10 protein-coding genes are annotated in these 16,208 nt (G+C 62.9%); 5 read left to right on the forward strand and 5 right to left on the reverse strand.

Annotated features, from left to right (window positions below; all coding sequences use genetic code 11):
- Positions 1-59 precede the first annotated feature (59 nt).
- Positions 60-1,643 (reverse strand): peptide chain release factor 3, encoded by a 1,584-nt coding sequence (locus M5G11_RS21955; RefSeq protein ID WP_273909069.1) that lies wholly within the window; start codon positions 1,641-1,643, stop codon positions 60-62.
- A gap of 359 nt (positions 1,644-2,002) precedes the next feature.
- Here M5G11_RS21955 and M5G11_RS21960 point away from each other — a divergent pair, with 359 nt between their 5' ends.
- Genes M5G11_RS21960 through M5G11_RS21975 form a run of 4 tightly spaced genes read left to right on the forward strand, consistent with a single transcriptional unit; the run spans position 2,003 to position 5,416 of the window.
- Positions 2,003-2,689 (forward strand): ABC transporter permease, encoded by a 687-nt coding sequence (locus M5G11_RS21960; protein ID WP_273909137.1) that lies wholly within the window; start codon positions 2,003-2,005, stop codon positions 2,687-2,689.
- Positions 2,690-2,703: 14 nt separating this feature from the next.
- Positions 2,704-3,615 (forward strand): glycine betaine ABC transporter substrate-binding protein, encoded by a 912-nt coding sequence (locus tag M5G11_RS21965; protein WP_273909068.1) that lies wholly within the window; start codon positions 2,704-2,706, stop codon positions 3,613-3,615.
- Positions 3,612-4,265: an ABC transporter permease gene (locus M5G11_RS21970; RefSeq protein ID WP_273909067.1), complete on the forward strand. Its 654-nt coding sequence runs from the start codon at positions 3,612-3,614 to the stop codon at positions 4,263-4,265. Before M5G11_RS21965 ends, M5G11_RS21970 begins: the two co-directional genes overlap by 4 nt.
- Complete coding sequence (locus tag M5G11_RS21975; RefSeq protein ID WP_273909066.1) at positions 4,262-5,416, forward strand: osmoprotectant ABC transporter ATP-binding protein OsmV; 1,155 nt, start codon at positions 4,262-4,264, stop codon at positions 5,414-5,416. Before M5G11_RS21970 ends, M5G11_RS21975 begins: the two co-directional genes overlap by 4 nt.
- Before the next feature lie 103 nt (positions 5,417-5,519).
- On the opposite strand, the gene M5G11_RS21980 is transcribed toward M5G11_RS21975, so the two are convergent.
- The 4 genes from M5G11_RS21980 to M5G11_RS21995 form a co-directional block, all read right to left on the reverse strand.
- On the reverse strand, positions 5,520-10,739 hold the full coding sequence (locus M5G11_RS21980) for an NEL-type E3 ubiquitin ligase domain-containing protein (protein ID WP_273925354.1): 5,220 nt from the start codon (positions 10,737-10,739) through the stop codon (positions 5,520-5,522).
- A gap of 185 nt (positions 10,740-10,924) precedes the next feature.
- Complete coding sequence (gene cysN / locus M5G11_RS21985; RefSeq protein WP_273909064.1) at positions 10,925-12,826, reverse strand: sulfate adenylyltransferase subunit CysN; 1,902 nt, start codon at positions 12,824-12,826, stop codon at positions 10,925-10,927.
- 15 nt (positions 12,827-12,841) lie between these two features.
- Positions 12,842-13,759 carry a sulfate adenylyltransferase subunit CysD gene (cysD, locus tag M5G11_RS21990; protein ID WP_273909063.1) on the reverse strand — a complete coding sequence of 306 codons (918 nt, stop codon included), beginning with the start codon at positions 13,757-13,759 and terminating at the stop codon, positions 12,842-12,844.
- A 137-nt stretch (positions 13,760-13,896) separates the two neighbouring features.
- Entirely contained in the window at positions 13,897-14,655 is a 759-nt protein-coding gene (locus M5G11_RS21995; protein ID WP_273909062.1) for a Nif3-like dinuclear metal center hexameric protein, read from the reverse strand.
- Between the two features lie 240 nt (positions 14,656-14,895).
- Here M5G11_RS21995 and algW point away from each other — a divergent pair, with 240 nt between their 5' ends.
- On the forward strand, positions 14,896-16,053 hold the full coding sequence (algW, locus tag M5G11_RS22000; protein WP_273925356.1) for a Do family serine endopeptidase AlgW: 1,158 nt from the start codon (positions 14,896-14,898) through the stop codon (positions 16,051-16,053).
- Positions 16,054-16,208 lie beyond the last annotated feature (155 nt).

Here is a 16,208-nt window from a genome sequence, read left to right on the forward strand (position 1 = left end):
AGGTCAAGGTGCATGCCTTGCCCTGTGGGAGCGGGCTGGTCCCGCGATGCTTTGCGCGTTTAGTGGTGCTCGCGGGTCGCGCGGAATTTCACGTCCGGCCAGCGCTCTTCCATCAGCGCCAGGTTGACCCGGGTCGGTGCCAGGTAGGTCAGGTGACCACCACCATCCACTGCCAGGTTTTCCACAGCCTTGTTGCAGAATTCCTCAAGCTTCTTCTTGTCGTCACAGCTGATCCAGCGCGCCGACCACACGGTGATTGGCTCGTAGCCACATTCCACCTTGTACTCTTCCTTCAGGCGGCTCGCGACCACATCGAACTGCAGCACACCCACGGCGCCGAGGATGATGTCGTTGCTGCGCTCCGGGAAGAACACCTGGGTGGCGCCCTCTTCGGCCAGCTGTTGCAGGCCCTGGCGCAGTTGCTTGGACTTGAGCGGGTCCTTCAGGCGCACCCGGCGGAACAGCTCCGGGGCGAAGTGCGGGATACCGGTGAAGCCCAGGCTCTCGCCTTCGGTGAAGGTGTCGCCGATCTGGATCGTGCCGTGGTTGTGCAAGCCGATGATGTCGCCGGCAAACGCTTCTTCCAGTTGCTCACGCTCGGAGGAGAAGAAGGTCAGTGCATCACCGATGCGCAGGTCCTTGCCGGTGCGCACGTGGCGCATCTTCATGCCCTTCTCGTACTTGCCCGAACAGATGCGCATGAAGGCGATACGGTCGCGGTGTTTCGGGTCCATGTTCGCCTGGATCTTGAACACGAAACCGGTGAACTTCTCTTCCACCGGCTCCACGGTACGCTCGTTCGCCACCCGTGCCAGCGGGCGCGGGGCCCAATCGACAACCGCGTCGAGCACGTGGTCGACACCAAAGTTGCCCAGCGCCGTACCGAAGAACACCGGGGTCAGTTGACCGTTGATGAACTCCTCCTGGTTGAACTCGTGGCAGGCACCCTGCACCAGCTCCAGCTGATCGACAAAGCGGTCGTACTCGTCACCCAGGTGCGCACGGGCTTCATCGGAGTCGAGCTTCTCGATGATTTTCACATCGGTACGCTCGTGGCCGTGGCCTGCGGTGTAGACGATGATGTAGTCCTCAGCCAGGTGATAGACACCCTTGAAATCCTTGTAGCAACCAATCGGCCAGGTGATCGGCGCGGCCTTGATCTTCAGGACGGCTTCGATCTCGTCGAGCAGTTCGATCGGGTCACGGATGTCCCGGTCGAGTTTGTTGATGAAGCTGACGATTGGCGTGTCGCGCAGACGGCAGACGTCCATCAGGGCGATGGTGCGTGGCTCGACACCTTTACCGCCGTCGAGCACCATCAGCGCCGAGTCCACTGCGGTCAGGGTGCGGTAGGTGTCTTCCGAGAAGTCTTCGTGGCCCGGGGTGTCGAGCAGGTTGATCATGTGCTCGCGATACGGGAACTGCATCACCGAGGTGGTGATGGAAATACCGCGCTGCTTCTCCATTTCCATCCAGTCGGAGGTGGCATGGCGATCAGACTTTCGCGATTTCACCGTACCGGCGACAGAAATCGCCTTGCCCATCAGCAGGAGCTTTTCAGTGATGGTGGTCTTACCCGCATCCGGGTGGGAAATAATGGCGAAGGTGCGGCGTTTCGCGACTTCGGCGGCCTGTTGGGTCATGGGAAATCGCCTGGCTGGTGATTCAAAAAAGGGCGGCGATTATAGCCCAAACTCACCCCCAAGCTGTACCACTGGGTCGATTAGCGCTGGCCAAATGCCGCTTCAGATGGGAACCTTTGGCGCAATGGAGGCGTCCACTCCCCTGTTACGTCAACGGTCATGACCGTTCGTCAGGGTCGATTTCACCGGCTACACGAGCCTGACGAGGCTTCGCTTATGGCGTGTTTCGCTCCGTTTTGGACGACACGCTGCTTATCGCGACCACACTGCCCGCAGCCTGGAATGGCTGCCGCCACGGGAGTGTGCTCGCCGACAAAAAAAGGAGTCCGCCTGTGGCTAATCGCTATGGCAAGGGGCTGATGGGATGGGCCGCCGCGCTCGTCATCCTGGCCCTGCTGGTCCACTGGATCGGTATTGAAACCTTCGCGAAGTACCGCGAAGACTTATGGTTCTACCTGCAAGCGCACCTGATGCTGGTGTTGCTGTCGATGGTGGCGGCCTTGGCCGTGGGTATCCCCGCCGGCATTGCCTTGAGTCGACCACACAGGGTCGACCGCGCCGAACGCTTCATGCAGTTGTTCAACATAGGCAACACCGTTCCCCCCCTGGCCGTTCTGGCCATCGCCCTGAGTTTTCTGGGCATCGGCGCAGGCCCGGCGATCTTCGCCCTGTTCCTCGCCTCCTTGTTGCCCATCGTGCGCAACACCTTCGAAGGCCTGAAAAACGTCCCCGCCTCACTCAAGGAAGCCGCCACCGGCATCGGCATGACCCCGCGTCAGATTCTCTGGCGAGTGGAACTGCCGAACGCCGTGCCGATCATCGTCGGCGGCGTGCGCGTGGCCCTGGCGATCAACGTCGGCACCGCACCGCTGTCGTTCCTGATTGGTGCCAACAGCCTGGGCAGCCTGATCTTCCCCGGCATCGCCTTGAACAATCAGCCGCAGCTATTGCTGGGCGCAGCCTGTACGGCCGTGCTCGCGCTGTTGCTCGATGCACTGGTGAGCCAGTGCAGCCGCCGCTGGCTGGAACGCGGCCTGGCCCACTAAGCGAGGGACCCCTCATGAAAAGAATCGCCTTGATATTGGGCGCGGCCCTGCTGTTCGCAGGATTTGCCCAGGCAGCGGAAAAACCGCTGATCCGCATCGGCGCACGGGTCTTCACCGAACAGACCGTGCTCGCCGAAATCACCGCCAACTACCTGCGTGCCAACGGTTTTGACGTGCGCATTACCGGGGGCCTGGGCAGCACCCTGGCGCGCAGTGCCCACGAAACCGGCCAGTTGGACATGGTCTGGGAATACACAGGGGTGTCGCTGGTGTCGTACAACCACATCGACGAACGCTTCGACAGCCCGCAGGCGACCTACGAGCGGGTAAAGGAACTGGACGCGAAAAAGGACCTGATCTGGCTGACCCCGTCCAAGTTCAGCAACACCTACGCCCTGGCGTTGCCGCGCAAGATCGCCGACCAGTACCCGCAGGTGAACACCATCAGCGAGCTCAACCAGGTGTTGCGTGACGAGGCCGACAAGGTCCACGTGGTGGCGCTGGACACTGAGTTTGCCAACCGCCCGGACGGCCTGGTCGGGCTGACCGAGACCTACGACCTGCAACTGACCCGCCGCGATATTCGCCAGATGGACGCCGGGCTGGTCTACACCGCGCTGCGCAACGGCCAGGTATTCAGCGGCCTGGTCTACACCACCGATGGCCGCCTGAGCGCCTTCGACCTGAAGCTGCTCGAAGACGACCGTCATTACTTCCCCGACTACACCGCCGCTCCCGTGGTGCGCAAAGCGGTACTCGACGCCTACCCGCAACTGGCCACCCTGCTCAAGCCGCTGGCCGAGCAACTGGATGACGAGACCATGCGCCAGCTCAACGCCAAGGTCGACGTCGAACACCAGAGCCCGACCAAGGTTGCCGCCGAGTACCTGCGCCAGCATCCGCCCCTTGCCGAGGACCAGCCATGAGCCTGCTTGATACCTTCGCCCACCTCGATTGGGCCCAGGTGCTGCAGCTGACCTGGGAACACATCACCCTGGTCGGCATCGCCGTGACCCTGGCCATTGTCGTTGGCGTGCCGCTGGGCATCCTGATGACTCGCTTCCCGGTGCTCGCCGGCCCGTTGCAGGCCAGCGCCACGGTGCTGCTGACCGTGCCGTCGATTGCCCTGTTCGGCCTGCTGCTGCCGTTCTATTCCAAGTTCGGCCAGGGCCTGGGGCCGCTGCCGGCGATTACTGCGGTGTTCCTCTATTCGCTGTTGCCGATCCTGCGCAACACCTACCTGGCATTGACCAGTGTCGAGCCGGGCATCCGCGAAGCCGCGCGCGGCATCGGCATGACCTTCGGCCAGCGCCTGCGCATGGTCGAACTGCCGATTGCAGTGCCGGTGATCCTCGCCGGCGTGCGCACCGCCGTGGTGATGAACATCGGCGTGATGACCATCGCCGCGACCATCGGTGCCGGTGGCCTTGGCGTACTCATCCTGACGTCCATCAGCCGTAGCGACATGTCGATGCTGCTGGTGGGCGCCGTGCTGGTCAGCCTGCTGGCGATTTTCGCCGACCTGCTGCTGCAAGCCCTGCAACGCTCGCTGACTCCAAAAGGACTGCTCAAATGATCGAACTTCAAAACCTCAGCAAGACCTTCCACAGCAACGGCAAGGAAGTAAAAGCCGTCGACTCGGTAAGCCTGACTGTCAATGAAGGCGAGATTTGCGTGTTCCTCGGCCCGTCCGGTTGCGGCAAAAGCACCACCCTGAAAATGATCAACCGCCTGATCGCGCCGACCTCCGGCAAGGTGCTGATCAATGGCGAGGACACCACCGGGCTGGACGCGGTGACCTTGCGGCGCAATATCGGCTACGTGATCCAGCAGATCGGCCTGTTCCCCAACATGACCATCGAGGAAAACATCACCGTGGTCCCGCGCTTGCTGGGCTGGGACAAGCAGAAGTGCCACGAGCGGGCGCGCGAGCTGATGAGCATGATCAAGCTTGAGCCCAAGCAGTACCTGCACCGTTACCCGCGTGAGCTGTCCGGTGGGCAGCAGCAGCGGATCGGGGTGATCCGCGCGCTGGCGGCGGATGCGCCGTTGCTGCTGATGGACGAGCCGTTCGGTGCGGTCGACCCGATCAACCGGGAGATGATCCAGAACGAATTCTTCGAGATGCAGCGGGCGCTGAACAAGACCGTGATCATGGTCAGCCATGACATCGACGAGGCGATCAAGCTGGGTGACAAGATTGCGATTTTCCGCGCCGGCCAGCTGGTCCAGCTCGACCACCCGGACACGCTGCTGGCGCACCCGGCAGACGACTTCGTGAGCAACTTCGTCGGCCAGGACAGCACCTTGAAACGGCTGTTGCTGGTGCGCGCCGAGGATGCGGCAGACAACGCGCCGTCGGTGAGCCCGGATACCCCGGTGAATGACGCGCTGGAACTGATGGACGAGCATGACCGCCGTTATGTGGTGGTGACCGATGCCGACAACAAGGCCAAGGGTTATGTGCGCCGGCGTGACCTGCATCGCCAGCAGGGGAGCTGCCAGGACTTCCTGCGCACCTTCAATGCCACCGCCTCGCACGATGAACATTTGCGGATCCTGTTGTCGCGGATGTACGAGTTCAACCGTTCGTGGCTGCCGGTGCTGGATGCCGAGCAGGTGTTCCTCGGCGAGGTGACCCAGGAGTCGATTGCCGCGTACCTGAGCTCGGGGCGCTCGCGGGGCGGCAAGACCTGCATCGTGTCGCCGGCTGAAGCGCTGGCCTGAAATGTAGCCGCTGCCGTGAGGCTGCGCTCGCCTGCATGGCAGGCGCAGCCTTTGGGAGCCCTTACGGACTCCAGCGCAGCCTGTCGGCAGCGGCTACAAAAGCTCAGTGCAATCCCTCCTGCACCGTCAACCTCACCAGCAATGAGCGCTCGCGCTGCTGATGGCGAGCCTCCAGCTCCCGCGTGCGCTCACCGAGCTGATCCAGGTTTTCGTCCGGGTACAACGCGTAGAGGTCCATGACCTGGGTTCGATATTCCTGCGTCAGTGCATTGAACTGCTGGGCATAGGTCTCACGCAAATACGCCGCCCAGAAATCCTGCTGGATCGCGAAATTGTAGAACGCTTCACTCCCCTCCCCCTGACGTACCCGCACCAACGCCCGACTCAACTCACCCGCACTGACATTGGCAATGGCACCAAACAACATCCGCCGCGGCGGTAACGGCAAGTCGAGCTCTGTCGACCAGTGCAAGCGATACGCCAGGCGCACTTCGGCCTCATCCCGGCCAGCCGCCGCCTCTCGTGCAAGGCTGTCCAGCTCATGCAGCCGATACAGCCGCCGGCTCAGCTGATAGAGCGCCGTACCACGCTGCGCCTGCGGCGCATCACGCAATGCCTGGCCGATGTACACCTGCACCTCCATCTGGTTGAACTCAAGGCGCAGGCCATCCGGACAAGTCTGGTGCTCGCCATGCAGGCGCAGCGGCTCTTGCGCCATGCCATTGAGCGTCTGGCGCAATGCCGTGTCCTCTGCCACGGCCTCCAGCACCCGCCATACCCGCTCGATCAACTCGCCCCGATTGACGCCGCTGCGATAGTCGGCGGTAAAGCGCAGGCGGTCGATCATTGCCAGCAACTGTTCGGCATCCGCTGCGACCTCCACTTGCAGCCACACGGCACGATAACGGTCCACATGGTCCGCCTGCCCCTGCAACCAGGGTTCTACCGTGACGGGCCGTTCCTCGTCACTGTCATCGCTTTCGCTGGTACTGGCGGACTCCTCCGCCACGCCATCCAGCTCCACGGTGAACGCCCGCCCCGGGCTGTTGGAGAGGTGCCGGCCGGCAACGATGGCGGGGTCCAACGGATTGTTGCGCAGGTCGATATCGGTGTGCGCCTGCTCGCTGGCAGGGTTGGCCAGGATGTACTCGGGGATACTGGTCAATTGGTTGTCCGCCAGGTTGAGCGACTCGACGCTCCCCGGCAGCAAGCGCTCGACCCACGCCGGCCAAGCCTGCAAACCCATGTTGTTGAGGCCCAGCAGTTCCAGGCGACGCTCCGCCAGCAAGCTCGCATCGGTGATGTCGCCCAACAGGTTGCCGTCGAGAATCAACACGTTCAGGGCCGGCAGCCGGCCGAAGAAGCGTAGCGCCGCCTGATTCACCGTTTGGTTCAACCCGGTGAAATCCAGGGTGTGCAGCGCGGTCAGGCGCCTTAGCGAAGCTGGCAGGTGAGAGAGCACCTGGCCTTCACCGACAAAGCGCAGGCTTTCAGTCACCGCCAGCACCGGCAGTACCTGGTCAAGCTCGGCAGCGCTACCCTGGGCTATCTCCACGAACCGCACGCGCTCCATGAACGCACGTGGCAGAAACTGTGGGAAATCACGCACTGCCTCAGCGTCCAGGTGCAGCATAGGCACACCCGGCCCAGCGGCGCTTCGGTGCCAGAACTCCATAAGCATCTGCGCAGTCCTGCGGCGGCTGGCAATCTGTGCATCCTCCAGCACCACGACCGTGCTGGCTGGGTCTACCCAGTAGCCGAGTGTCTCCACCGCCAAGGTGCGCTCCTGGCGCAATTGTTGAAGTTCAGGCTCCAGCGCCAGCGGGACATCCAGCGTGAACCTGGGCGGTCGCATCGACCAGTTGGTGACCTGGGAGCGCAGCACCATTTCCCGATTGAGTGGATTGCCCTGCAACAAAACCCGCGTTCGCGTCCCCCCTTCACTATTGGTGCGAAACAGAAACTCCGGGACCCAGGCCAGTTGGTTGCGCGCCAGCGTCAGTTCGTCGATGCCCTGCAAGGCGGCGCTGTCCAGGCCGTCCGGCCAACGCGCCAGGGCCATGTCTGCCAGGCCGAGATAGGCCAGGTTCAGGCCACTGAAATTCGTGGCCATCGCCGTCAGCCGATTGCCACTCAGATCTAGGCGCCGCAAACGCGCGAGGCCACGGAACAGGTCCAGCTCGGCAGTACCAAACAGCAAACCCAGGCCGGTCAGGCTCAGCGACTCCAGCTCAGGCAAAGCCTGAGTCAGGCGCAACGACAAGCCCACGTAGGGCGTGAGAACCGCACTGCTTTGCTCAAGGGTGAAAGCGCCCAGTTGCGGGAAGCGTTCGACGACACGCATCACCAACTGCGTGCTCTCAACGCCCAAATGCCCGGCAAGCGTCTCGGCCGTTGGCATCACGCTGTCGCGCAGCACCAGCGCACGGGTGCGTGCGTAAATAAAAGGTGGCAACTGTGCGGGGAAATCTTCCAGGCATATCCCTTCAAGCGCCAATGGCTGCGCGTTATAGCCCAGCTCGGCCAGGGCGATGTTCTGCCAGTGGCGGGTCAAGGCCGCTGCAACCCGCTGACGACTTAACCGACGTACGGGTGAGAGTGATTCGTCCTGGGGATTGGCATGTGCCCAAGCATCCATGCTGGCCTGAAAGCGCGGCTGCTCTTCCAGCAGGCGATCGAGATGGGTATTGATCTGCGCGTAATCACGGCCGCTCGCCAAGCCCACATCAAGCACGTCCTGCACACGCATATTGCCCAGCTCAAGCTGGCCAAGCCTGTCGATCAGCGTGTCTCGGGCAAACACCTCGGCCCCGGCCCCTCGGCCACTCAGCGGGTAGCCCAGGCGTCCGTCACTCAGCCGAACGGGGGGCTGATACCGAGTGTCGAGCGGTTGCATCTGCAACAATGCTCGAGCACGCTTGCGGCTCGGCAACTGCCCTTGCTGCCAGGCAGCATCGAGGCGTAAACGCTCACTGTCAGGGTTGCTCAGCGAGTCCAGATAAAGCCCTTCGTAAGCACGCGCCAACCGTACACGTTGCGCCGCCTTGCGGGCCTGTTCGGCAATGCGCAACGGCAGGCGCTGCGCTTCACGCAGTTGCGCTCGCTCCTGCGGCGCAGCGTGCATCAACAGTTGTTCGGCAATCGATACCGGCAGGCCTTTGAACTGTTGCAACACAACGGCCGCTTCAGGCGTCGCCGCTGCCTGTGTTGCCCCATAGTGCTCGGCGAACAGCTCAATGCGTTGTGCCCGCGATATTTCACCCAGCACTTCCTGCTCGGCCAGTGCCCGGTCGATGCTAAAGCGTTGCAGCGTATCGAGCAGCAGTGCCGGCGGTTGTGCCTGCTCGGCCACCGCGCGACGCAGCAGCGCTTCATCAGTGCCACTGACCTGCAGCACCTTCAGGGCCTGCTCATCGCTGAGGTCCTGCGCGATCTGCCCCAGGTGGCGGAACAACGCCAGCGCCTGCCCCGGTAGCGGGCGCTCCATCACTTGCAGCCAGGTCCCGTCGCCCAGCGGGCGCAGTTCGGGTTGATAGGTTTGCGCACCGGTCGGGTGCACCAGGTGGTAAGTGTCCTTGTCCGCCCCAGCCGTGACTTCATAGGTGCGCCCGTCCAGCGGCAGCCACAATTTGCCCTGGTGCCGGTACAGCCCCTGGGCGTCAGGGGTGAGTTCGGCCGGCAGCGGTACAGAGTGGGCGAACGGCGCAAGGTCGGGTTTCCACAGGCGGGTCGTGCCGTCGGGCAGGCTGACCTTGCGCATCGAACCCAGCACCTGCGGCGCCAGCAGCGGAGCAATCCGCCCTGCTACGGCAATACCCGCCCCAATGCCAACGCCTATCGCCAGGTTCTGCGCGACATCCATCAGGTAGCCCCAGGCTTGCTCACGCTCGCCCTTGAGCAGGCTGTCGATGCCCTCGAATACCTCGTAGGTCAGTTGCACCGCCATCACCCCCATCATCACTGTGCCCAACCCGGGAACGACGAAGGCAGCGACATTCAGTACGTCAAACAGCACGTTGGCGAGGTAGCGCAGACGGTCAGCGCGGGTCTTGGCGTCCTCGGTGGCGGTGGGTACCGCGTGGAACGCTGCATCGTCCTTGAGCATCATGCGTTTCTGCGCAAACATTTCCTCCAGCAGGGCCAGGCCACTGGCGTACTCCCTCAGGCGCAGCGTTGCCGAACGGTTCAGCTCACGCTCGTAGACCCGCCACACCGAGTTCCAGACAACCGGGTAAAACGCCTCCTGAATGTGCTGGAACAGCGCAGCTTGTTTGCGCGCCGGGACAAAGCGCTTGAAGAATTTCAGGTAACCCGGCTGCAAAAAGCGCTCACGCAAGGCGTCGTGAAAATGTTGCAGGGAGGGGTATTCGGCGAGCGGGGCAACCGGGTCATCCGGCAAGTAGACGACCAGCGCCGGCTTGCTGTTGGTCCAGGCCCAGTCGACCGCAACCACCACGACGCCGATCAACTCCACGCCCCAGAGCGTCAGTTGCCTGCACTGCAGCGGGTCGCCATCCAGCTCGGTGGGTTGTCCCAGCGCCACCTTCAGTAGCGCCTGGTGCAGGGGCGCGCTGAGGGTGCCTTGCAGCCGGGCCAGGTGAACCTGCAAGGTGAACGCCGAGTATTCGAACTGGGCGAACAGGCTCGCCCGGTTGAACAGGCTGAGGCCCTGCCCCGGTGGGTTGAGCATCGTTTCAATCAGGGTCTGGTACTGCCCGCCGAGGTCCAGTTCACGGCATAGCGCGGCGAACTCATGAGGGGCAATGGCCAGCTGCGGGGCGTCCAGTTGCATGCCTTGCCTGACGGGGGAGGCAGCGAATACGGCCGCTTTCTGCCCATGTGCGCCGTCGAGGCCTGCGGGTGCAGCTTCAAAGTCCTCGAAGTTCTGCAGTGCCGCGCGCAGCAGCGTCTGGGTTGCAGCCTTGAGTGCGTCCTTCAGCTCGAGCGTCTGATCGGTGTAGGCGGTGTAGATGGATACCCGCGCTGCGGCAAACAGGTAGGCCTGGTTGACGTCCACCTCCAGGCCGAAGCGCTGCTTGATCGCCGCCTTCAGGCGCGGTTCGGCGAAGGCCTCCAACGCGGGCAATGCCTCAAGTACCGGGCGCAGTTGCTGTTCGTTGAAATGATGCAAGGCGCAGGCTTGCTCAAGCTGGCGTACCAATGCGGGCTGCTTGACCCGGGCTTGTTCGAGCCAGGGCAACGGCTGGCCACCTGCCTGGCGCAAGCGCTGATGGCTCGCAAGGGGTGCCTCGAGCAACCATTGGGGAATTCTGCTTTCGATGATCGACTGCGCAGTTGGCAGGGCGCTGGGAGTAGTGGGCATGCAAGCACCTTCGTCCTTGAAGTGGGTGCTTGAGCCTAAAGAACATGACGCGGGTGATGGCTGGGGATATGTACCACCGTGGGCCAGCAGTCAGGGCCCTATCGCCGGCAAGGCCGGCTCCCACACCATAAAAAAAACCCCGCCAGGGGCAGGCCCTGGCGGGGTTTTGGGTTCAGCAACAGCGCTTAGATAGCGCCACGCTGACGCAGCAGGTCGAGCACCTGCTTCACGCCGTCTTCCAGGCCGACATTCTGCGTGTCGATCAGCAGATCGGCATCCAGCGGCACGTCATACGGGAAGCTCTCACCCGGGATGTTGTCCCCACCCGCCGCGTACAGCCCTTGCGGGTCACGCTCACGGCAAGCCAGTGGCGAAGCCTGCACGTAAACGGTGAGCAGACGCTCCTTGCCGATCAACGCCTTGGCCTGTTCACGGCCTTCGGCATCCGGCGCGACAAACGCGGCCAGGGTCAGCAGGCCCGCTTCGTTGAACTGACGCGCAACGTGTGCAGCACGGCGCCAGTTTTCGGTACGCCCGGCGCGGTCCTGGGGCAGGCCCTTGTTCAGGTCATGGCGCAGGTTCTGGCCATCCAGCACGTACACCGCACGGCCCATGTCGAACAGCTTGCGCTCGACCGCATAGGCCAGGGTGCTCTTGCCCGCACCCGACAGGCCGCTGAACAGCACGGTCGCCGGCTGCTGGCCAAAGCGCAGGGCACGCTCTTCAGTGGCCACGTGGGCCAGTTTGCCGTGCTGGCCCATCGAGCCATGCGGCACCACCGGCGGCGCGATGATCATGCCGGCACCCACGGTGCCGTTGGTCAGGCGGTCGATGATGATGAACGCACCGGTGGTGCGGTTGCTCTCGTAACCATCCAGGGCAATCGGCGCGTCCAGGCTGACCTTGACCTTGCCGATCTCGTTTAGTTGCAGCGAGCTCGCCGCGCCCTTCTCCAGGGTGTTCACATCCACCTTGTGGGTGATGCTGGCAATCGAGCCCGGCACGTAGCTGGTGGCGCGCTTGATGTCGTACTTCTTGCCCGGCAGCATCGGCTCTTCAGCCATCCACACCAGCATTGCGTCGAACTGATCGGTCACCGGCGGTACGTTGTCGGCATGCACCAGCAGGTCGCCACGGGAGATGTCGATCTCGTCTTCCATGGTCAGCGTGACCGCTTGACCCGGGCCGGCGCTCTCCAGCTCACCTTCGAAGGTGACGATGGATTTGACCCGGCTGCTCTTGCCCGACGGCAACACGACGACCTCGTCGCCCTTGTGCACCACGCCGCTCGCCAGGGTACCGGCAAAGCCACGGAAGTTCAGGTTCGGGCGGTTGACGTACTGCACCGGGAAACGCAGGTCGGTGACATTGCGGTCAGCCGCCACTTCCACGGTTTCGAGGATTTCCATCAGGGCCGGGCCCGTGTACCACGGCGAACGCTCGCTGCGGTTGACCACGTTGTCGCCCTTGAGCGCCGACATCGGCACGAAGTGCAGGCTGCTCGGGTTCAGGTTGATCGCTTCGGCGAACGCCAGGTAGTCGGCCTTGATCGACTCGAACACCTGCTCATCAAAGCCCTTGAGGTCCATCTTGTTGATGGCCACGACGATGTGCTTGATGCCCAGCAGCGAGGCGATGTAGCTGTGCCGGCGAGTCTGGGTCTGCACGCCGTAGCGGGCATCGACCAGGATGATCGCCAGGTCGCAGGTCGACGCACCGGTGGCCATGTTGCGGGTGTACTGCTCGTGACCCGGGGTGTCGGCAATGATGAACTTGCGCTTGGCGGTAGAGAAGTAGCGGTAGGCCACATCAATGGTGATGCCCTGCTCGCGCTCGGCCTGCAGGCCGTCGACCAGCAGTGCCAGGTCGATGTCTTCACCGGTGGTGCCGACTTTTTTCGAGTCGCGGGTGATGGCTTCCAGGTGATCTTCGTAGATCATCTTGGAGTCGTGCAGCAGGCGCCCGATCAGGGTGCTCTTGCCGTCGTCGACGTTACCGCAGGTCAGGAAGCGCAGCAGTTCCTTGCGTTCGTGCTGGGCCAGGTAGGCGAGGATGTCCTCGCTGATCAATTCGGACTGATGCGACATGGAGTAACCCTGAAATTAGAAGTAGCCTTGGCGTTTCTTGTCTTCCATGGAACCGGCACCATCGTGGTCGATGACGCGGCCCTGGCGCTCGGACGTACGGGTCAGGAGCATTTCCTGAATGATGTCCGTGAGGCTCTCGGCCTCCGACTCCACCGCACCCGTCAACGGGTAGCAGCCAAGGGTGCGGAAACGCACTTTCTTCTTGACGATGCGCGCCTTCTCTTCATCCGAGAGGTGCTCCAGGATGCGTGCGTCATCGATCATGATCAGGGTGCCGTTCTTCTCGATCACTTCACGCTCGGCGGCGAAGTACAGCGGTACGATCGGGATGCCTTCCAGGTAGATGTACTGCCAGATGTCCAGCTCGGTCCAGTTCGACAGCGGGAACACGCGGATCGACTCGCCCTTGTTCACCTTGCCGTTGTACACGTTCCACAGCTCGGGACGCTGGTTCTTCGGGTCCCAGCGGTGCTTGCTGTCACGGAACGAGTAGACCCGCTCCTTGGCCCGCGACTTCTCTTCGTCGCGGCGCGCGCCACCGAAGGCGGCATCGAAGCCGTACTTGTCGAGCGCCTGCTTGAGGCCCTCGGTCTTCATGATGTCGGTGTGCTTGGCACTGCCGTGGGTGAACGGGTTGATGCCCTGGGCGACGCCGTCCGGGTTCACGTGAGTGATCAACTCCAGGCCCATTTCCTCGACCATCTTGTCGCGGAAGCTGTACATCTCCTGGAATTTCCACTGGGTGTCGACGTGCATCACCGGAAACGGCAGCTTGCCCGGGAAGAAGGCTTTGCGCGCAAGGTGCAGCATCACGGCCGAGTCCTTGCCAATCGAGTACAGCATCACCGGGTTATCGAACTCGGCGGCCACCTCACGAATGATGTGGATGCTCTCCGCCTCCAACTGTTTCAAATGCGTCAGTTTGTCGACCATGGCTACTCACGGAATATCGATCTTATGGACGGCCAGCGGGCCGTGTTCGAGCGGGCCACTTTATCACAGCATCCAATTCTATTTAGGCGGCCAAGTAGAACGAAACAGTATAAGAATATGCCCTCGAGTTTTGACCCTCAGATCGGGTTCGGGCAGTCGATGAACAGGTGTTCCAGGGCGAAACGACGGGCCAGGTAATCCCCCAGGGCCTGCACGCCGTAGCGCTCGGTGGCGTGGTGGCCGGCAGCGATAAAGCTGATGCCGTTCTCGCGGGCGCTGTGGAAAGTCTGCTCGGAAGCCTCGCCACTGAGGTACAGGTCGACCCCGGCGGCAACCGCCTGGTCGATGTAGCCCTGGCCCCCGCCGGTGCACCAGCCGACCCGGCGAATCAGCTGCTCACCCTCGATCAACAGCGGCTCGCGGCCCATCACTTCACTCACCCGACGGGCGAAGTCCCGTGCCGACATCGGCTCGGCCAGCGAACCGACCAGGCCGACGATACGCGGGTTGTTCGGGTCCAGCGGGCCTTCGACGGTGATGTCCAGCTGGCGGGCCAGTTGCACGTTGTTGCCGACCTCCGGGTGCAGGTCCAGCGGCAGGTGATAGGACAGCAGGCTCAGGTCGTTTTTCAGCAGGGTTTTCAGGCGGCGCTGCTTCATCCCGGTAATGCAGGGGTTTTCGCCCTTCCAGAAATACCCGTGGTGCACCAGCACCAGGTCGGCGCCCGCCTCGACGGCGGCGTCGAGCAAGGCTTGGCTGGCAGTCACGCCGCTGACGATGCGGCTGACCTGCGGGTTGCCCTCGACCTGCAGGCCGTTGGGGCAATAGTCCTGGATCTTTGCGGCGCCGAGGTAGCGGTCGGCTTCCTCGACCAGGGTGTTCAGGGCAACAGCCATGAAAAGACTCCTCAATTCAGCAGTTCAGCGTGGCACAAGGCCTCGTATAATGAGCGCCATTATGGGCCGTCGACTGTTCTGGGGGAACCGACGGCAGCCAGCTGGGGGCAGCAGACCGCACGTGTTGACGGTCATCGCGAAATAGCGGTTCCTGGACGGGTCTTGCCGAAGTATGATCGCGCGCGTTCATTACTCCCTCATTGCTGCACTGGCTCTGGCCATCACCCCAGGATTTGTTCAATGCTCAAGGCTCTGCGTTACGTTGGCTGGCCACTTTTCACTGGCGTGCTGGTCGCCCTGCTGGTGATCCAGCGCTTCCCCCAATGGGTCGGCCTGCCCAGCCAGGACGTCAACCTGCAACAGGCGCCGAAAACCTCGCAGGTCATCCCGGGGCCGGTGTCCTATGCCGACGCGGTCAGCCACGCGGCCCCGGCGGTAGCCAACCTGTACACCACCAAGGTGGTGAACAAGAGCGCCCATCCCCTGTTTGAAGACCCGCAGTTCCGCCGATTCTTCGGCGACAACCTGCCCAAGCAACGGCGCTGGGAGTCGAGCCTGGGTTCGGCGGTGATCATGAGCCCGGAAGGCTACCTGCTGACCAACAACCACGTGACCTCCGGTGCCGACCAGATCGTGGTGGCGCTCAAGGACGGCCGCGAAACCCTGGCGCGGGTGATTGGCAGCGACCCGGAAACCGACCTGGCGGTGTTGAAGATCGACCTCAAGGACCTGCCGGCCATCACCATTGGCCGCTCCGACAACATTCGCATCGGTGACGTGGCGCTGGCCATCGGCAACCCGTTCGGGGTCGGCCAGACCGTGACCATGGGCATCATCAGCGCCACCGGGCGCAACCAGCTGGGCCTGAACACCTACGAGGACTTCATCCAGACTGACGCGGCGATCAACCCGGGCAACTCCGGTGGTGCACTGGTGGACGCCAACGGCAACCTCACCGGGATCAACACGGCGATCTTCTCCAAGTCCGGGGGCTCGCAAGGCATCGGCTTTGCCATTCCGACCAAGCTGGCGCTGGAGGTGATGAAGTCGATCATCGAGCATGGCCAGGTGATTCGTGGCTGGCTGGGTATTGAGGTGCAGCCGCTGAGCCAGGAGCTGGCCGAGTCGTTCGGCATGCAGGGGCGCCCGGGCATCGTGGTGGCGGGGATTTTCCGTGATGGCCCGGCGCAGAAGGCCGGTTTGCAGTTGGGGGACGTGATCCTGAGCATCAATGGCGAGCCTTCCGGTGATGGCCGTCGCTCGATGAACCAGGTGGCGCGGACCAAGCCGAACGACAAGATCGCGATTGAAGTGATCCGCAATGGAAACCTGCTGGAGCCGGCTGCCGAGGTGGGGCTGAGGCTGGCTGCGGAACAGCTTGGCCTGCTAGCACAGTGATCGAACAAAGGCTCTGGGTTGTTCACCAGGGCCCCATCGCCGGCAAGGCCGGCTCCCACAGAAGCCTCAGCGCTGCTGAAACCTGTGGGAGCCGGCTTTGCCGGCGATGCTTTTAGTGCAGGATCTGGCTGAGGAACAGCTTGGCCTGCTAGCAC

Source organism: Pseudomonas fontis, from assembly GCF_028656955.1.
GTDB classification, from domain to species: domain Bacteria; phylum Pseudomonadota; class Gammaproteobacteria; order Pseudomonadales; family Pseudomonadaceae; genus Aquipseudomonas; species Aquipseudomonas fontis.